Genomic DNA, 15,252 nt, shown 5'->3' on the forward strand with positions numbered 1-15,252 from the left:
CTCCGAAGAGTCGACTCTTTCTGAATCAAAAATCCAATTATTTAACAGCTGGAGTCTTGAACCAGCCAATACGTGATGTAACAACATCAACGATGGCTTTCTTACCAGGTGCCAATAACTTACGAGGATCGTAGCCTTTACCGATTTGGTCTGCGCCAGATTCGATGTAAGCACGAGTTGCATTGGCAAAAGCAACTTGGTTTTCGGTGTTAACGTTAACCTTGCTAATACCCAATTCAACAGCCTTAACGATTTGGTCCTTAGGAATACCAGAACCACCGTGAAGTACCAATGGCATCTTAACGGCTTCTGAGATTTCTTGAAGACGATCGAAGTGTAAGCCAGTCCAGTTTTCTGGGTACTTGCCGTGGATGTTACCAATCCCAGCGGCTAAGATGTCGATACCAGTGTCAGCTAAAGTCTTAGCTTCTTCAACATCAGCTAATTCACCTTCACCGATGATACCGTCTTCTTCACCACCAATTGAACCAACTTCGGCTTCAACAGAGATGCCCTTAGCATGAGCTAATTTGACGATTTCCTTAGTCTTTTCTAAGTTTTCGGCAAATGGTAAGTCATGGCCATCAAACATAACTGATGAGTAACCAACTTCGATACATTCCTTGGCAGCTTCGTAGTTACCGTGGTCTAAGTGCATAACAACAGGAACAGTGATGTTCATGCTTTCCATTTCATCAGCAACTAAGTCCATAACGAGCTTGTAGCCACCCATGTACTTAGCAGCACCCATTGAAACTTGGATAATAACTGGGGTGTTAGTGTCTTGAGCACCCTTCAAGATGCAACGAGTCCATTCAAGGTTGTTTGTGTTGAACGCACCAATAGCATAATGGTTCTTGTATGCGTCTTGTGTCATATCAACAGCATTTACAAATGACATAAAATAACCCTCCTAGGTTAATTAAGAGATACGATTTTTGAATCACATTCATTTTAGCACATTTTAGATAGGAGTGATAACCGATTTGGCATATTTCTTAACCAACGATTGCCGGTAAATTGCCGTCTTTTTGATACCTATCGAATTGTAAACCCTTCCATCGATTTTTAAATCATTTCCCAATGTCGGAACCCCTGTCAAAATTAGCTGTAAAATCAAGGTTTGGGATTTTGTGACAGAAATAACAACCATTAATAATTATAAAATGTAAGCATCCGATTTATTTACATTATCAAACGCCTTGAACACAGCAATATTAACAATTAAAGACTAAATTATGAAATCTCAAATCAGCTATTTACATTTGTGAAAAAGGTTTTATAATAATGGTTGTGAAGGAAACAACAAATTGGTTTTTGCATAGGGGGAACCGTTAATGTTGAAAGAAATTGATGAACACACCACCGTGTCACAATCGATTGATCGGTTAGTCTTGAACGCCTCGTTAGCCGCCACTCGGCTAGAAGTGATGAACCAAGAACAAGCTGACCAAGCCGTGGCCGCCATGGCTCGCGCAGCCCACGCAGCTCGTGGCATGTTAGCTGCCATGGCAGTTGAGGAGACCGGACGGGGAAATTATCGCGATAAGGTCGCCAAGAATGATTTCGCGGCCAAACACATTTACGATTACATCAAGGATGATAAGACCGTTGGCATCATTAACGACGATCCGGTCAGTGGCGTCATGAAAGTGGCTGAGCCAGTTGGTATTATCGCCGGCGTTACCCCAGTCACTAACCCCACGTCGACCGTCATCTTCAACGCGATGCTGGCCTTAAAGACTCGTAATCCGATTATTTTCGGCTTCCACCCGTTTGCGCAAAAATCATGTGTCGAAACTGGTAAAATCATCCGTGACGCTGCGGTTGCCGCGGGCGCACCCAAAGATTGGATTCAATGGATCAAAACGCCTAGTCTGGAAGCAACTAACACCTTAATGAACCACCCTGGTGTGGCAACGATTATTGCAACCGGGGGTGCCGGCATGGTCAAAACGGCGTACTCCACCGGCAAGCCTGCGCTCGGCGTTGGTCCCGGCAACGTGCCCTGCTTTATCGAACAGACCGCTGACGTGCATCAAGCCGTTAGTGATGTCGTCACGTCCAAGTCGTTTGATAACGGCATGATTTGTGCGTCCGAATCGAACCTTATCGTGGCCGACCAGATCTATGACCAGGTCAAGACCGAACTCAGTCAACAGGGCGTCTATTTCGTTGGTCCTGACAATTTTAAGGCCTTAGAAGCAACCGTCATGAACCTCGATAAGCAGGCCGTTGATCCAAAGGTTGCTGGGCAAACACCATGGCAGATCGCACAATGGGCCGGTTTCGACGTTCCTACCGACACCAAGGTCTTAGCCGTTGAACTACCAAGCATCGGTGGCGACCAAGTCTTATCGCGTGAGAAGTTATCGCCAGTACTCGCGGTCGTACATGCCAAAGATACTGAGACGGGTTTCAACTTGATGAAACGCAGTCTGTCACTGGGTGGCTTGGGTCACACGGCCGCCTTGCACACGACTGACGAAGCCGTCATGAACAAGTTTGCCTTGGAAATGACCGCTTGCCGGGCGTTAATCAACGTCCCATCCTCACAAGGGGCGATCGGTTACAAGTACGACAACGTGGCGCCTTCCCTAACACTCGGTTGCGGGACATGGGGTCATAATTCGATTTCACATAACTTGGAAGACTGGGACTTGCTCAATATCAAGACCGTCGCCAAGCGTTTAGATAAGATTCGCTAACTTCATAAGATAACTCATTCAGGTCACTGATAATAGACCCAATAGAATTCAAATTGCCGCTAATAAACGTGCCCACCGAAGTCATTTCACTTCAGTGGGCACGTTTTAGGTTCAAACTGATTCAATTGTTACGCCAGCTTCTTGAACGTCCAAGCATCCCGGAACCGATCCGGTCGATATAAGAACCAACGCCCCAGACTCCAGGTGAGGTAAGCGACCGCAATCGTCAATAGAATAAAAGTAACTAGCGGTAATTGCGGTTTATAATGGTCGGTCAGTAAGCCAACAATCCCAGCACCAAATTGTGAGCAGCTGATTGCAATAATCAAATAGCCGATTGAAAAACTCAGAACAGCGCCGCGCAATTGTGGGAAACGGAAAAAGTCCTGCCCATTTTCTAATGATAAGTGGTCAAACGCCCATTGGTTGAGCCAGTAGAGGCTCCCACTAATGACGCCACAAATCACCAGGACAATTAACAGACCGCTGGGGTGCTGACTCGACAACGTCCCTAAAATATCCGCTTGGCGATAAGTCTGACCAGTCACTCCAGCCACAATGTTGATCAAGCCATCGTAGGCAAACGGCAGACTGCAAGTGAAGACGAACGTCGCCAGGGCACTTGCAAAGACGCGGCCGACCCACAAGCCAAACGTGGCCGCGACTAGGCTTAGCGTGATAATTAGTGCTAGAATTTCAACTTCCTCATAGATCGAGCCAACCCAGTTCACCCCAACATGCCGATTGACCAGCACCCGCCAAGTAATCAGGCCATAAATCGCTTCGGCCAAGACGTACGCACTCACCACCGTCCCAATCAGGAGTCCGATTTTGCGGCGATAGATCTGGCGCCGCGGAACCGGCAAGCTAAATAAATACTGATCAAAGTTTGTAAAATTATCATTCAAAAATAGCACGACGCCTATGACTAGGCTGACTAAAATACTGACGACCAGCCCCATTCGAATACCGTTCGCACTGGTCAATGTAAAACTGGTCTCATTCACCGCAATGTATAAGGACGGACGCTACACGATACTATAACCTTCCTTAATACCAGCCAGCAATAAAGCCACTATTCCTGTCAATACAATGACGCGATAGTGCCGCCACAACAACTGCCATAATGTTCGTTTGGTCATATCCCCGCCCCCTAAGATAATAATTCAAAATCCGCTTCGTCCGTCAAATTCGCCATGAACAAGTCAGCCAATGAGAGTGGTAACTCTTCTTGAAAGACTGGCTCAGTCGCGGCCAATTGCGTCTGGAGCGCTTCGTCGAAATTCTCGAAAACAACGACGATTACCCGCCCTGACACGTGGACGATGTGTCCCAACTGCTTGATCACCGCTGGAATCTGCTTATCACGGTAGACCAGTTGAACTTTGCGCGCATTATGCCGCATCGATTCCAACTGATAATCGTTGACGATTTGCCCATGCTTCAACATCAATGCCCGGTCGATCACGCCTTCTAGTTCGACCAAGTTATGCGACGCAATCACGATCGACCGCTCGCCGGTTGCGACTTCATCAATCAAGATGCCCAGAATATTCTTGCGAATCAGGACGTCCAAACCATCTAGCGGTTCATCGAGAAAGAGGTATGATGCTTGCGTCGCCACGCTGAGAATAATGGTAAATAAGCCAAAGGTCCCCTTTGAGAAATGCCGTAATTTTTGCTTAGAAGTCAACTGATAACGGTCGAGTAATTGCTCAAATTTGGCATTATCAAAGGCCGGATAAGCGGCTTGGTAGTACCACTGAATTTGTTTGATCGTCGCGCCCTTGAAGAAATTCGTCAGTGGGTCAATGAAGCACAACTGCGTACGAGACGCTGGTTGCGTTGCCACGTTTTGACCATCGACTGTGACGGTCCCCTTGTCGCTGAGATACTGACCGTTGATGGTCCGAAACAGCGTCGTCTTACCGACACCATTACGACCGACCACGCCCACGATTTGTCCTAAGCCAATTTCAAAACTAATCTCATTCAACGTCTGGTGATGGTCGATTTGTTTGCTTAACTGATTAATCACTAAACTCATAACATTTCCCCCGTTTTGTCGAGCCAGTCGTGGAGTTCAGCGATACTGACCCCACTCTGATACGCTAGCTTGACGATTTGTGTGAACCGCTCGCGCAATTCCGCTTGCAACAAGCTTGGATCCGCGGCCTGCACGTAAGTCCCCTTGCCTGGAACCGTCTGAATGATCTGTTGCGCCTCCAACTGCTTGTAAGCCTTGCTGACCGTATTCGGATTGAGCAAATGTTGGCGCGCCATCTCCCGCACCGACGGCAACTGTTCACCGGGCTGCAACACCCCGTGCGCGATATCTTGTTCAATTCCGGTTACCAACTGCGCATAATACGGCTGCCTGCTCCCATGGTCAATTTGCATGGCCCACCTCCATTTGAAATCCGACGACTGCTTTGTTTAAACAACATAGTACAGCATAGTACAGTTGCTGACAAGGTAAGAAAGTCTTAATATTCTGTAGACCTTTGAAGTACAGCCAGCTTAGAACCGCTGGAAAATAGGGCAAATCGGCGTAAACTTTCTGTGATAGATGCATCCTACACCGGCTTCCAGGCATTTCTGACAACGCTGGAACGCGATGGACACAGATTTAAGCCGACAAATCGCGTCTTAAATACTGGTCTTCCACGTTAGCTGCAGTATGGATAAAACGTGTTCGGGTCAGACTGGGACTTCCGGTTAGCTACGCCAGAACGCCAAGCGGAAATTCACCGCTTAACGCTCTAGCTAGGCTAATCCTCAGTCCCAACCCGTCTGAACCTCACACTCTGAAAAACGCTGAGCATTGTCAGAAACACCTTCCAACCGGGGATGGTATTCGAAAGGCGGACATGTGCGGACCCAACTTTTTTAAAGACTGATCACTGATTCATATCAAACCGTACAGCTGTTATCTGACTGTCAGATTTGTTTTGTCTAAAACTTTTTCTTAATCATTAGGCTATCGTCTAGTGCCGTCAGTACAGGAGTGTCTAGATTATTATCCCTTACTTGATACGTTTTCGAATCAGACTGAATATGAACTAGTCGTTAATGCTTTGAAATCAGTAATCCTGTCATCTACCAACAAGGCAGTTTCGATTAGATCCGTTCAACAAAATCTTGACCTGCAAATTCCAGATGAGTTTTATTGCCAATTCAAAGTTTGCTCGAAGGACCTGTCTCCTAATTATTCAATGGCCAATTGTACCCAGATGGGCGGCCGTTCATCCGCCATTCGAGCGACTTCCCGACTGGAGGGGCCGGCGGACAATGCTCAAGGGCGAAGTTCTTCTTGTCCGGGTGGGGTTCCCGGGCTAGAAGAAGACTCGTATTTGAAATTACGCAGTGGTCTTCTGCGTGAGTTCAAATCGATGTCCGCCCTGTTCCAGCGTTGTCAGCCGGCCCCGGAAGTCGGACTAAGGAGATCACCGGCTGACGAACAGCAATCCAAATAACTGTCACATTCCACCCACAACTCCCGACAAACAACCAATCACAATGCGTTAACAACTTTTTTACGAGTAAAAGCGCCCGCACTTGTCAATGACAAGTACGGGCGCCTATTTAGGTTGCGATTTAGCTGCGAGTCACTTATTTGCGCCGTAGTTCCGTTGCGGCGTATTCCATAATCGCCATCAACACAATCAAACTAATCGGAAAAGCAATCGCACTGACTGTCAAACTAGCGGTAATTTCGAAAAATGTGAAAATCACCATTAATAGTAAGACGGATGCAATTAACATCCCAGTGTCCGCTTTTCCCCAATGCTTAATCATCTGTGTTAACCTCATTTCTATTTATTAGTCACCACGAGTTTAACACGTCTGATATCGCTTACTAGGCCTTATCGCTAAGAGTTCCATGAGAATTCTATTGGAGCAGTCGCGACATAGTCGTCACGGGCAGCCGACCCCCGGCACGTAACGGTAAGAAGAGTTGATTGCCATCTTCAAAGCCCAGTCCTTCCCAGAACCGCGCAACGCCTTCATCTTCAGTCACCCGTGTCAACTGGATCACTTTGATATTGCTTGCAAGGGCTGCCTGCATCAGGCCGGTGACGATGACGCGACCGACTGATTTACGCTGATAAGCCCGGTTGACCATCAGCAAGCCGATAAATAGAAATTGCTCTTGTGGGTACTGATTCAACAAGTCCACGACTGCGACCAGCCAATGCGCAAGATAAAAACCAAAAACTTGTTTCTGTGCGGCAGCCAGCTCATCTGGATGGGCGGTCAAGTCATGTTGGACTTCCGTCATGGTCAGCGGTTCTGGTGAAAAATACTGATGATACTGCGGGTTACTCTGCTCTAAGCGCAGTAAGTCTTCCTGGTCTGCTAAAGTGAGCAGGCGAATTTCAAAATCCGGTAATTGTGCTTGTAATGTTGCTAATTTCATTTTTAATCCCAAACTTTCTCTAAGTTATACCAAGTCTCACCGGCATGCGTTGACTCAGCGACCCCCTGATTGACAAAGCCATTCTGTTCATAAAATGGCACCAAGCGTTCCAAGCAGGTCAAACTCATACTCGTTCGACCATGAGCCTGTGCATTCTCAGCTAAGGCAGTCAGTAGCTGGCTGCCAATCTGTTGATGACGGGCTAGTGGTGAGACCGCCAACGTGAACACGAGTTGGTGACCGCCGCGTGGCAGGTTCGTCGGTGTCGTGACAAACATCTCGTCTTGAATGTACCGCGCACCAACGGCTGGCCCCACGATAAAGCCTAATACGACCGCATCATCGCGCGCCACTAGAAAAGTCTCGCCCAACTTTTCGATTCGTTCCCGATAGGCGGCTTCACTGCCGGCTTCGGCTTCCGAAAAACCCGCTTTTTCAATCGCCATAATTTGTGGCAAATCCGTCATCTTAACAGGTGTAATTTCCATCAATCTTCGCCTCCGATTCGTACGCCCATTATAACAAATCTTGCTTAATTGTTGACTCACTTAATTTTCCGATTGAATCCAGTGTCGAACGTGTCGTTTTATGAAGCGACATGCTATACTTGAATTGTGAATTCGGTTACATGATGACGAATTCAATATTCTAAGCGAAATTAGGTGACGGGTATGCCAGCACAATCAGCAGAACAATTATGGAAAGCTTACAATGAAACGACCGACACACAAGGGGCCTCTTATCAGACACGTTGGTTTGGTCAACAAAATAACCCTCAAGAAGTTCAGGCTTTGACTGATGCCATTCTGGCTGGAACGAAGACAGCCACAACGACACCGTTGGACACTTTTACAGCGGAACAAGTTGCCATTCCCCAAGTCGGCGATTATAACGTGTTATTAAACGGTGATATGAAACCAGTCGCAATCATCAAAACGGTAGTCTCCGAATTGATTCCATTCTATCGTATCTCCGCGGAACACGCTTATCATGAAGGCGAAGGTGATCGCAGCATCGGCGATTGGCGGAAACGCAAGACCGATGAGTTCACCCCAACGCTAGAAGAACACGGCAAAAACCTTTCATCAGATACACCGATGGTCAGCGAGGTTTTTGAAGTCGTTTACCGCGCGGATTAATAACAACGATGACGGCCTGAGACGGATGTCTTGGGCTTTTTTAATGCCGCTTGGACGGTTGGCGGTCTGTGCCGGGCGATACTGCCGCCAGATTTAATGGTCCGTGCCAATTGATAACATCCGTTTCAAGCTGTTCAATGACGAGCTTTGACCGGTCGATTTGGACTAATCTAATGATGGCGCGCCAATCATTAACTTGAATCCACCTAGTCGTTTTGTTCTGGCTAGTCGCTAACATCCCGCATAAACTGTCCACCGACGAGACGCTGCTGACCGGTTTGGCACCGTCTGGCGATAGCACGCTGATGATGTCACTTGAACCAACCTGGCCACTGGATGCTGGCTAGCCGCTAACATACCCCCGTTCGCTCGGTTTGTTCAATCGAACTAATTGTTCATGTTTGAAACGCAACTCGTACGCAACCGTGGCATAAAACCAGATTGATTAATTAACCGAACAACGCTCACCATCCGCCAAACACCAACCCGCATTTGCCTTTTCAGCCGCGGTCATTTGGTGGTAAAAGTTAGCAAGCTAAAATTCGCAAAAAAGGCTTGCCACCACCCCATTTTTCATTATAATTAAAGCTCGTACTAAACTTATTGTTTAGTTAAACAAAACTACCGATTCGAGGTGAATGTCATGGATATTGGTCAACGCATCCGCAATCTGCGGATTCAAAAACAACTGACGCAAGAAGAGCTGGGTGAACGAACTGATCTCAGTAAAGGTTACATATCGCAATTGGAGCACGATCAGTCATCGCCTTCGATGGAGACCTTCTTCGCGATTCTTGAAGTCCTGGGCTGTGCACCCGCTGATTTCTTTGCGACGGAACAACCGACCCATAAAGTCGTCTACCATCCCGATGAACAGACGACTTATGACGATGAAGCCCTCGGATACCGTGTCAAATGGCTTGTACCGGCCTCTAACGACAACCAGTTAGAGCCCGTCACCGTTACACTGGTTCCGAATGGTCGCTTCAAATCCTTTGAGCCTTCGCCGGCGGAAACCTTCATCATGGTTCAAACCGGCACGCTCAGTTTACAATTAGGCACACAGCGGTATACCGCTACGGCGGGTGACACCTTGTCATTTCATGCCACTAAGACGCACCAAATCAGCAACCCAGGCTCGACGTCCTGCACGTTCACCTTGGTTACGACCGCGTCCTACTTATAATCACAGTACTACTGACTGGCACGCCACGTTGCGCGATCCAGCACACGTTTTAGGGAGGTCTTTACTTTGGCGGTTAACGCACAACCAATTATTCGGTTAACGAATATCACAAAAAGTTACGGGGAACATCAAGTTTTAAAAAATATCAATCTCGACCTAGAAGCCGGTAAGTTCTACACCTTACTAGGCCCTTCTGGTTGCGGTAAAACGACGATTCTACGGACCATTGCGGGCTTTACCGACGCGACTTCGGGACAAGTCTACTTCGATGGGCAGCTTATCAACGGACTACCAGCCAACCAACGGCAAGTCAATACGGTCTTCCAAGACTACGCACTCTTCCCACACATGAATGTCGCAGAAAACGTGGCTTTTGGCCTTAAGCTCCATAAAGTACCTAAGGACGAAATCGAGACTCGAGTTCAAGACGCGCTCGCAATGGTGCAACTGGCGGACCTCGGCGACCGCGAAATCAGTGAAATTTCAGGCGGACAACAACAACGGGTCGCAATTGCCCGGGCACTGGTCATGCAGCCCAAAGTCTTATTGCTGGACGAACCGCTATCAGCGCTTGATGCCAAACTTCGTAAAGACATGCAGTATGAATTACGCGACTTGCAACAACGGCTTGGCATCACCTTCCTATTTGTGACCCATGACCAGGAAGAAGCCCTCGCCATGAGTGATGAGATTTTTGTCATGAACGCTGGTGAGATCCTGCAAGGTGGCTCGCCAGTCGACATTTACGACGAACCCATCAACCACTTTGTTGCGAACTTCATTGGCGAAAGTAATATTATTCCCGGCAAGATGCTGCAGGACTTCGAAGTCGAATTCGTTGGCAAATCCTTCGAATGCGCTGACGCCGGTATGCAACCAGACGAACCCGTCGAAGTCGTGCTCCGACCAGAAGACTTGGACATCGTCGCGGCAGACCAGGGCAAGCTTGTGGTCACCGTGGATTCACAACTCTTCCGCGGCAACTACTTTGAAATCGTGGCTTACGATACCGACCACAACGAATGGCTCGTCCACTCGACCAACCCGGCGGCAGAAGGTGAACCAATCGGCTTGACCTTTGACCCGCAAGACATTCACGTCATGCGTCTCAACGAAAGCGAAGCGGCTTTCGACGCCCGGCTTGAACAATATGAAGACGATTAGGAGGTGGCCAGCATGCAACAAAAACAACGGTTGAGTCGTAATACGGCTTACTTCATTCCGTACATGTTATGGATCATCCTCTTCGTCATTGCGCCCGTGCTATTGCTCATTTATCAATCATTCTTTAATATCAATGGGCAATTCACGCTTGGCAATTACCAGACCTACTTCTCGTCCAACACTTATTTGATGATGACGCTCAACTCCGTCTGGTATGCTTTTTTGATTACCTTGGCAACCATCCTGATCAGCTACCCCACGGCGTACTTGCTCAACGAGACCAAGCATCCGCAACTATGGCTACTGCTGATCATCATGCCAACGTGGATCAACCTCTTGTTAAAGGCCTACGCCTTCATTGGAATTTTCAGCCAAGCTGGAATCGCCAATCAATTTTTGAGTTTTATCGGTATTGGCCCCAAGCAGCTGCTGTTCACGAACTTTAGCTTTATCTTTGTTGCGGCCTACATTCAAATTCCGTTCATGGTCCTGCCGATTTACAACTCGATCAGCGAACTGAACGCCTCGTATATCAATGCCAGTCGTGACTTGGGAGCGACCAATTGGCAAACATTTAGTCGGGTCATTTTTCCCTTGACCTTACCGGGCGTCAAAGCAGGGATTCAGGCCGTCTTCATTCCATCGCTATCACTCTTCATGTTGACGCGCTTGATTGGCGGGAACAAAGTGATCACGCTGGGGACTGCCATTGAAGAGCACTTCTTAACGACCATGAATTGGGGCATGGGCTCGACGATCGGCGTTGTGCTGATTATTGCGATGGTCATTATCATGTGGCTGACTAGTGGTGGCAAACGGCGCACACGAAAGGGGTTGACGAAATAATGACGTTACGTAACTTCAAGTGGCGCAATCTATACCTCTGGTTCATCTTTATCGTGTTATACGCGCCAATTATCTTTCTTGTCGTCTACTCCTTTAGCCAGGGGACGACCATGAACAACTTCCACGGATTTACGTGGCAGCACTACCAAGATTTATTCGCCGACACGCGGTTGATTGCGATTTTTCTGGACACCTTATTGATTGCCCTCTTATCTTCACTATTAGCAACTGTTATCGGTACGCTTGGCGCGTTAGGCATCAATAGTACGACCAAGCCAATCACACGCAACACGCTGTTATCCTTGAACAATATCCTGATGGTCTCACCCGATGTCATCATTGGGGCTAGTTTTCTGATTTTCTTCACGGCACTGAAAATCCCACTCGGGTTTGGTTCAGTACTACTGAGCCACATCGCCTTCTCGATTCCCATCGTGGTCTTGATGGTGCTTCCCAAGATTCAGGAAATGAGTTCGAGTTTGCTCGATGCCGCGGCGGATTTAGGCGCTAATAATTGGCAACTACTCAGCCAAATCATTATTCCGTACATTATGCCGGGGATTTTTTCGGGCTTCTTCATGGCGCTGACCTATTCGCTCGATGATTTTGCCGTGACCTTCTTCGTGACCGGGAACGGCTTCAGTACGTTGTCAGTTGAAATCTATTCACGGGCGCGGCAAGGCATCAACTTGGAGATCAACGCGCTATCCGGACTCATGTTCTTAATGGCACTCGTGTTAGTGATTGGTTACTACTTCATCAACCAATACAGCAGTCGGCACCGGCGGCCAGCAGTTAGGGGGCGGCGGAAATGAAAAAATTATTCGGTATCATCGTCAGTCTGCTCGTCGTCTGTGGTCTGCTCGCTTTTGGCGCACAACGCTTACAGACGAGCTCCGGTAGCACCGGCAAAAAGGTGTTGAACTTGTATACTTGGGGTGACTACATCGACCCGAGCTTACTCACGAAGTTCCAGAAGCAGACCGGGTATCACGTCAACGTCGAGACCTTCGACAGCAACGAAGCCATGTATACCAAGATCAAGCAAGGCGGTACCAGCTATGACCTGACCGTCCCTAGCGATTACATGATTGAGAAAATGAAAAAGGCCCACTTGCTCTTACCACTCGATAAAAGCAAGCTGACCGGAATGCAGAATTACGATCCGCGTTTCATGAACCTCGCCTTCGATAAGCACAATCGTTATTCCGTGCCGTACTTCTGGGGAACACTGGGGATTATTTATAATGACAAGTACGTGCAACCGGGCAGCATTCAGCATTGGAATGATTTATGGCAACAAAAGTACAAAAATAAGATCATGCTGATCGATAGCGCACGTGACGTGATGGGCTTTGCCCTCGCCTCGATGAATCGATCCATGAATACCACTGACCCGGCGACCCTATTGGCAGCGCGTAACAAGCTGAATCGGTTATCGCCAAACGTCAAAGCAGTCGTTGCCGATGAAATCAAGATGTACATGATTCAAAATGAAGCGGCGATTGCGGTTGACTGGTCTGGTGAAGCGAGTGAGATGTTGGACGGCAACTCACATCTCCACTACGTCGTGCCGTCTGAAGGCAGTAACTTGTGGTTTGACAACTTAGTCATTCCGAAGACCGCCAAGCATTTTAAAGCCATCTACGCCTTCTTGAATTTCATGAGCGAGCCCAAAAATGCCGCACAAAACGCCGAGTACATTGGTTATGCGACACCGAACCGCAAGGCCAAAGCGCTATTACCTAAAGCAATTCGCAATGACCGGCAGTTCTACCCGGATAACCAAACCATCAAGCACCTTCAAATCTATCAAGATTTATCACCCGCCAAAGTCGGTCTATATAATGATCGTTACTTGGAATTCAAGATGCACCATTAATCTGAGACGCCAAAAAGTGATGTTAGCTTAGCTAGCACCACTTTTTTATTATGCTCATGCGTGTTCAATTGTCAGGACAACCGTTAGCTGCACGGCGACTCGCTCCCTCTGACTCGCAATCGAGCGACGCCGCAATTCAGTCACTAGTGTTAGTGAAAGACCATCGCACTAACGATGATAAACTTAAGATTAGCAATTAAGACTAGCGCGAAGACTAATCCGAGGCTCAGCCGACTCAGCCAGTGCCGGTCCGCTGTATTCGGAAAGACTAAGAACTGTAAATTGAGTATGATCAATGATCCAAATGCACTGCTCGCTAACCACCAGATTGCCTGCGACCAGAGCGTCACTATTACCACGACAACCACGAAACTAACGAACCACTTTTTAATTGGTGCTACCACTAATGGCGTTGTCATTGTCATCGCCCCCCTTGATTACCTTGATTGTAAGCGTAATCGGTCACAGGCGGATAGTAACGACAACTGGTAACTTAATTGTCCAAATCAGCGGTTCCTTGCGCAAATATGGGGACGGGTAAACTTGGCGGATAGTGACTAGTAGTCCAATTGAGGGAGATGTAAGCTTAGACATATCAACGCAACGGGGAGTTTCAAGGCGGCGTCTATTATCAATAACCATTCTAGTTTCCTGATCACTGTAATTCCCAAGCGTTTCGTCTCAGCTCCCAGTTTATGGGTCTTTTGAAGTAAAGAACCTTTCTCAATTAGCATCCTTACCGGAATCCAGCACTCTACCAGAACCGTCAAATATAGTAGTGATATGCAAACTTTGAGCGATACAATAACAAAAATAACGTAGTAATAATCGTACTTTAGCGCCAATACGCTCACAAACAAACTCACAGCCACTGTCACTGCCACTATTTTGGTTCGTTGTAGAATCCTGTCCAGCTTGGTCTTTTTTACCTCTTGATCAGTTTTGAGTAACCCTGCTTTTTCCAACAGATCCATTTGTCTACGGACGATTGGACGCATAATGATCCCAGCTAGCCAGTACAAAGCACCGTAGCCAACCACGGTCAGCGCCTGATTCAATAAGGTGCTCTGAAACACAGGGATAAGGAGTTGCTCTGGATATAAAGTCATTAATTTGGCCCGACCTTTCTAAAACGGGTGACGTTATTTTCGGAATGTATTTTGTACCAATGCGTTGTGTCTCGGTTTCTGTTAGAAATGAAGGCACAACGCTTTTGATAACTTATGGTAAATCAGTAGTCCTAATAAACGATTCTAAATTCATGAACTTCTGAAAGGTGCAATTACGTTACCAAATGTGACAGTAAATATACGACCAAATGGGCCGTCATCACATCCATTTACAAGTAAGCCATATTGGCGCGTACGCACAAAGTCTCCCTGAATCTCCAACAGGTCATATCGGCGTTCTTTGTGACGTACCTGAGTCATAGACACCCAGCAGGATCCTTGTCCATTTTTCGGCAGCTTGTAATGCCTCTGACCGTATTGGTATCACATTAAAAAATACCACCACATGGCAGAATGCCGACTCACTTCATTATTATAAAATGCATGGTACTTAGCTGTATTCCTAAAATTATCGTTATTAGCAGGAGCCCGATTGAGATGCAACAATAAAATAGTGACCACATCAGCCATCAAAGTCTAGCACGAGTGCTTCTATTTGGAAGAATGATTGCATCATCTATTCTTGGGTGTTTGTTGTAGAAAGCATAGCTAAACATCTGAAGAACGAGCGGCCGTATACTGAGAATGAGGTAAGAAATTCCACAAACTGGCACCCAAATCGGCTTGGAATTCTGGAACAAAAAAATGCACCATACAAGACCGGCGACGCCTAAAATGTACAGTTCCTTCAAAAAGATTAGCAACGCGTATAACAGCTTAGAATGCTTTATTGTGTCG

17 protein-coding genes are annotated in these 15,252 nt (G+C 47.3%); 7 read left to right on the forward strand and 10 right to left on the reverse strand.

What is annotated here, in order from left to right:
- Window positions 1-37: 37 nt before the first annotated feature.
- Window positions 38-901, reverse strand: coding sequence for a class II fructose-1,6-bisphosphate aldolase (fba, locus tag KGF70_RS10305; protein ID WP_003637556.1), 864 nt, complete (start codon window positions 899-901; stop codon window positions 38-40).
- 436 nt (window positions 902-1,337) lie between these two features.
- Here fba and KGF70_RS10310 point away from each other — a divergent pair, with 436 nt between their 5' ends.
- The gene (locus KGF70_RS10310; protein ID WP_216768053.1) at window positions 1,338-2,708 is read left to right on the forward strand and encodes an aldehyde dehydrogenase family protein; all 1,371 of its coding nucleotides are present in this window, start codon (window positions 1,338-1,340) and stop codon (window positions 2,706-2,708) included.
- A gap of 128 nt (window positions 2,709-2,836) precedes the next feature.
- On the opposite strand, the gene KGF70_RS10315 is transcribed toward KGF70_RS10310, so the two are convergent.
- The 6 genes from KGF70_RS10315 to KGF70_RS10340 all read right to left on the reverse strand — a co-directional run bounded on the left by KGF70_RS10315 (window position 2,837) and on the right by KGF70_RS10340 (window position 7,616).
- Entirely contained in the window at window positions 2,837-3,694 is an 858-nt protein-coding gene (locus KGF70_RS10315; protein ID WP_253954749.1) for an acetoin ABC transporter permease, read from the reverse strand.
- Window positions 3,695-3,861: 167 nt separating this feature from the next.
- Window positions 3,862-4,755, reverse strand: coding sequence for an ATP-binding cassette domain-containing protein (locus KGF70_RS10320; protein ID WP_216768054.1), 894 nt, complete (start codon window positions 4,753-4,755; stop codon window positions 3,862-3,864).
- A complete protein-coding gene (locus tag KGF70_RS10325) occupies window positions 4,752-5,108 on the reverse strand; it encodes a GntR family transcriptional regulator (RefSeq protein WP_216768055.1) in 357 nt (118 codons plus the stop codon). The genes KGF70_RS10320 and KGF70_RS10325 overlap by 4 nt, the downstream gene beginning before the upstream one ends.
- Window positions 5,109-6,320: 1,212 nt before the next feature.
- On the reverse strand, window positions 6,321-6,506 hold the full coding sequence (locus tag KGF70_RS10330; protein WP_050337827.1) for a hypothetical protein: 186 nt from the start codon (window positions 6,504-6,506) through the stop codon (window positions 6,321-6,323).
- A gap of 94 nt (window positions 6,507-6,600) precedes the next feature.
- Entirely contained in the window at window positions 6,601-7,128 is a 528-nt protein-coding gene (locus tag KGF70_RS10335; RefSeq protein WP_216768056.1) for a GNAT family N-acetyltransferase, read from the reverse strand.
- 2 nt (window positions 7,129-7,130) lie between these two features.
- Complete coding sequence (locus tag KGF70_RS10340; protein WP_050337829.1) at window positions 7,131-7,616, reverse strand: GNAT family N-acetyltransferase; 486 nt, start codon at window positions 7,614-7,616, stop codon at window positions 7,131-7,133.
- 183 nt (window positions 7,617-7,799) lie between these two features.
- Between KGF70_RS10340 and KGF70_RS10345 the strand changes: the two genes are divergently transcribed.
- On the forward strand, window positions 7,800-8,267 hold the full coding sequence (locus tag KGF70_RS10345; protein ID WP_003637548.1) for an ASCH domain-containing protein: 468 nt from the start codon (window positions 7,800-7,802) through the stop codon (window positions 8,265-8,267).
- A 40-nt stretch (window positions 8,268-8,307) separates the two neighbouring features.
- Here the strand turns inward: KGF70_RS10345 and KGF70_RS10350 are convergent, their stop codons facing one another.
- Window positions 8,308-8,523 carry a hypothetical protein gene (locus KGF70_RS10350; protein ID WP_216768057.1) on the reverse strand — a complete coding sequence of 72 codons (216 nt, stop codon included), beginning with the start codon at window positions 8,521-8,523 and terminating at the stop codon, window positions 8,308-8,310.
- Window positions 8,524-8,910: 387 nt separating this feature from the next.
- Here KGF70_RS10350 and KGF70_RS10355 point away from each other — a divergent pair, with 387 nt between their 5' ends.
- From KGF70_RS10355 to KGF70_RS10375, 5 genes are all read left to right on the forward strand, one after another.
- Window positions 8,911-9,453: a helix-turn-helix domain-containing protein gene (locus KGF70_RS10355; RefSeq protein WP_050337831.1), complete on the forward strand. Its 543-nt coding sequence runs from the start codon at window positions 8,911-8,913 to the stop codon at window positions 9,451-9,453.
- A 66-nt stretch (window positions 9,454-9,519) separates the two neighbouring features.
- The gene (locus KGF70_RS10360; RefSeq protein WP_088770167.1) at window positions 9,520-10,617 is read left to right on the forward strand and encodes an ABC transporter ATP-binding protein; all 1,098 of its coding nucleotides are present in this window, start codon (window positions 9,520-9,522) and stop codon (window positions 10,615-10,617) included.
- 12 nt (window positions 10,618-10,629) lie between these two features.
- Window positions 10,630-11,463 (forward strand): ABC transporter permease, encoded by an 834-nt coding sequence (locus tag KGF70_RS10365; RefSeq protein ID WP_216779793.1) that lies wholly within the window; start codon window positions 10,630-10,632, stop codon window positions 11,461-11,463.
- Window positions 11,463-12,278: an ABC transporter permease gene (locus tag KGF70_RS10370; RefSeq protein ID WP_003637544.1), complete on the forward strand. Its 816-nt coding sequence runs from the start codon at window positions 11,463-11,465 to the stop codon at window positions 12,276-12,278. Before KGF70_RS10365 ends, KGF70_RS10370 begins: the two co-directional genes overlap by 1 nt.
- Window positions 12,275-13,345, forward strand: a complete 1,071-nt coding sequence (locus tag KGF70_RS10375; protein WP_050337833.1) for an ABC transporter substrate-binding protein — start codon at window positions 12,275-12,277, stop codon at window positions 13,343-13,345. The genes KGF70_RS10370 and KGF70_RS10375 overlap by 4 nt, the downstream gene beginning before the upstream one ends.
- A 149-nt stretch (window positions 13,346-13,494) precedes the next feature.
- On the opposite strand, the gene KGF70_RS10380 is transcribed toward KGF70_RS10375, so the two are convergent.
- The gene (locus tag KGF70_RS10380; RefSeq protein WP_050337834.1) at window positions 13,495-13,764 is read right to left on the reverse strand and encodes a hypothetical protein; all 270 of its coding nucleotides are present in this window, start codon (window positions 13,762-13,764) and stop codon (window positions 13,495-13,497) included.
- A 138-nt stretch (window positions 13,765-13,902) separates the two neighbouring features.
- Window positions 13,903-14,454 carry a hypothetical protein gene (locus KGF70_RS10385; RefSeq protein WP_050337835.1) on the reverse strand — a complete coding sequence of 184 codons (552 nt, stop codon included), beginning with the start codon at window positions 14,452-14,454 and terminating at the stop codon, window positions 13,903-13,905.
- Between the last annotated feature and the right edge of the window lie 798 nt (window positions 14,455-15,252).

The organism is Lactiplantibacillus sp. 7.2.4, assembly GCF_018991185.1.
Lineage (GTDB): Bacteria > Bacillota > Bacilli > Lactobacillales > Lactobacillaceae > Lactiplantibacillus > Lactiplantibacillus pentosus.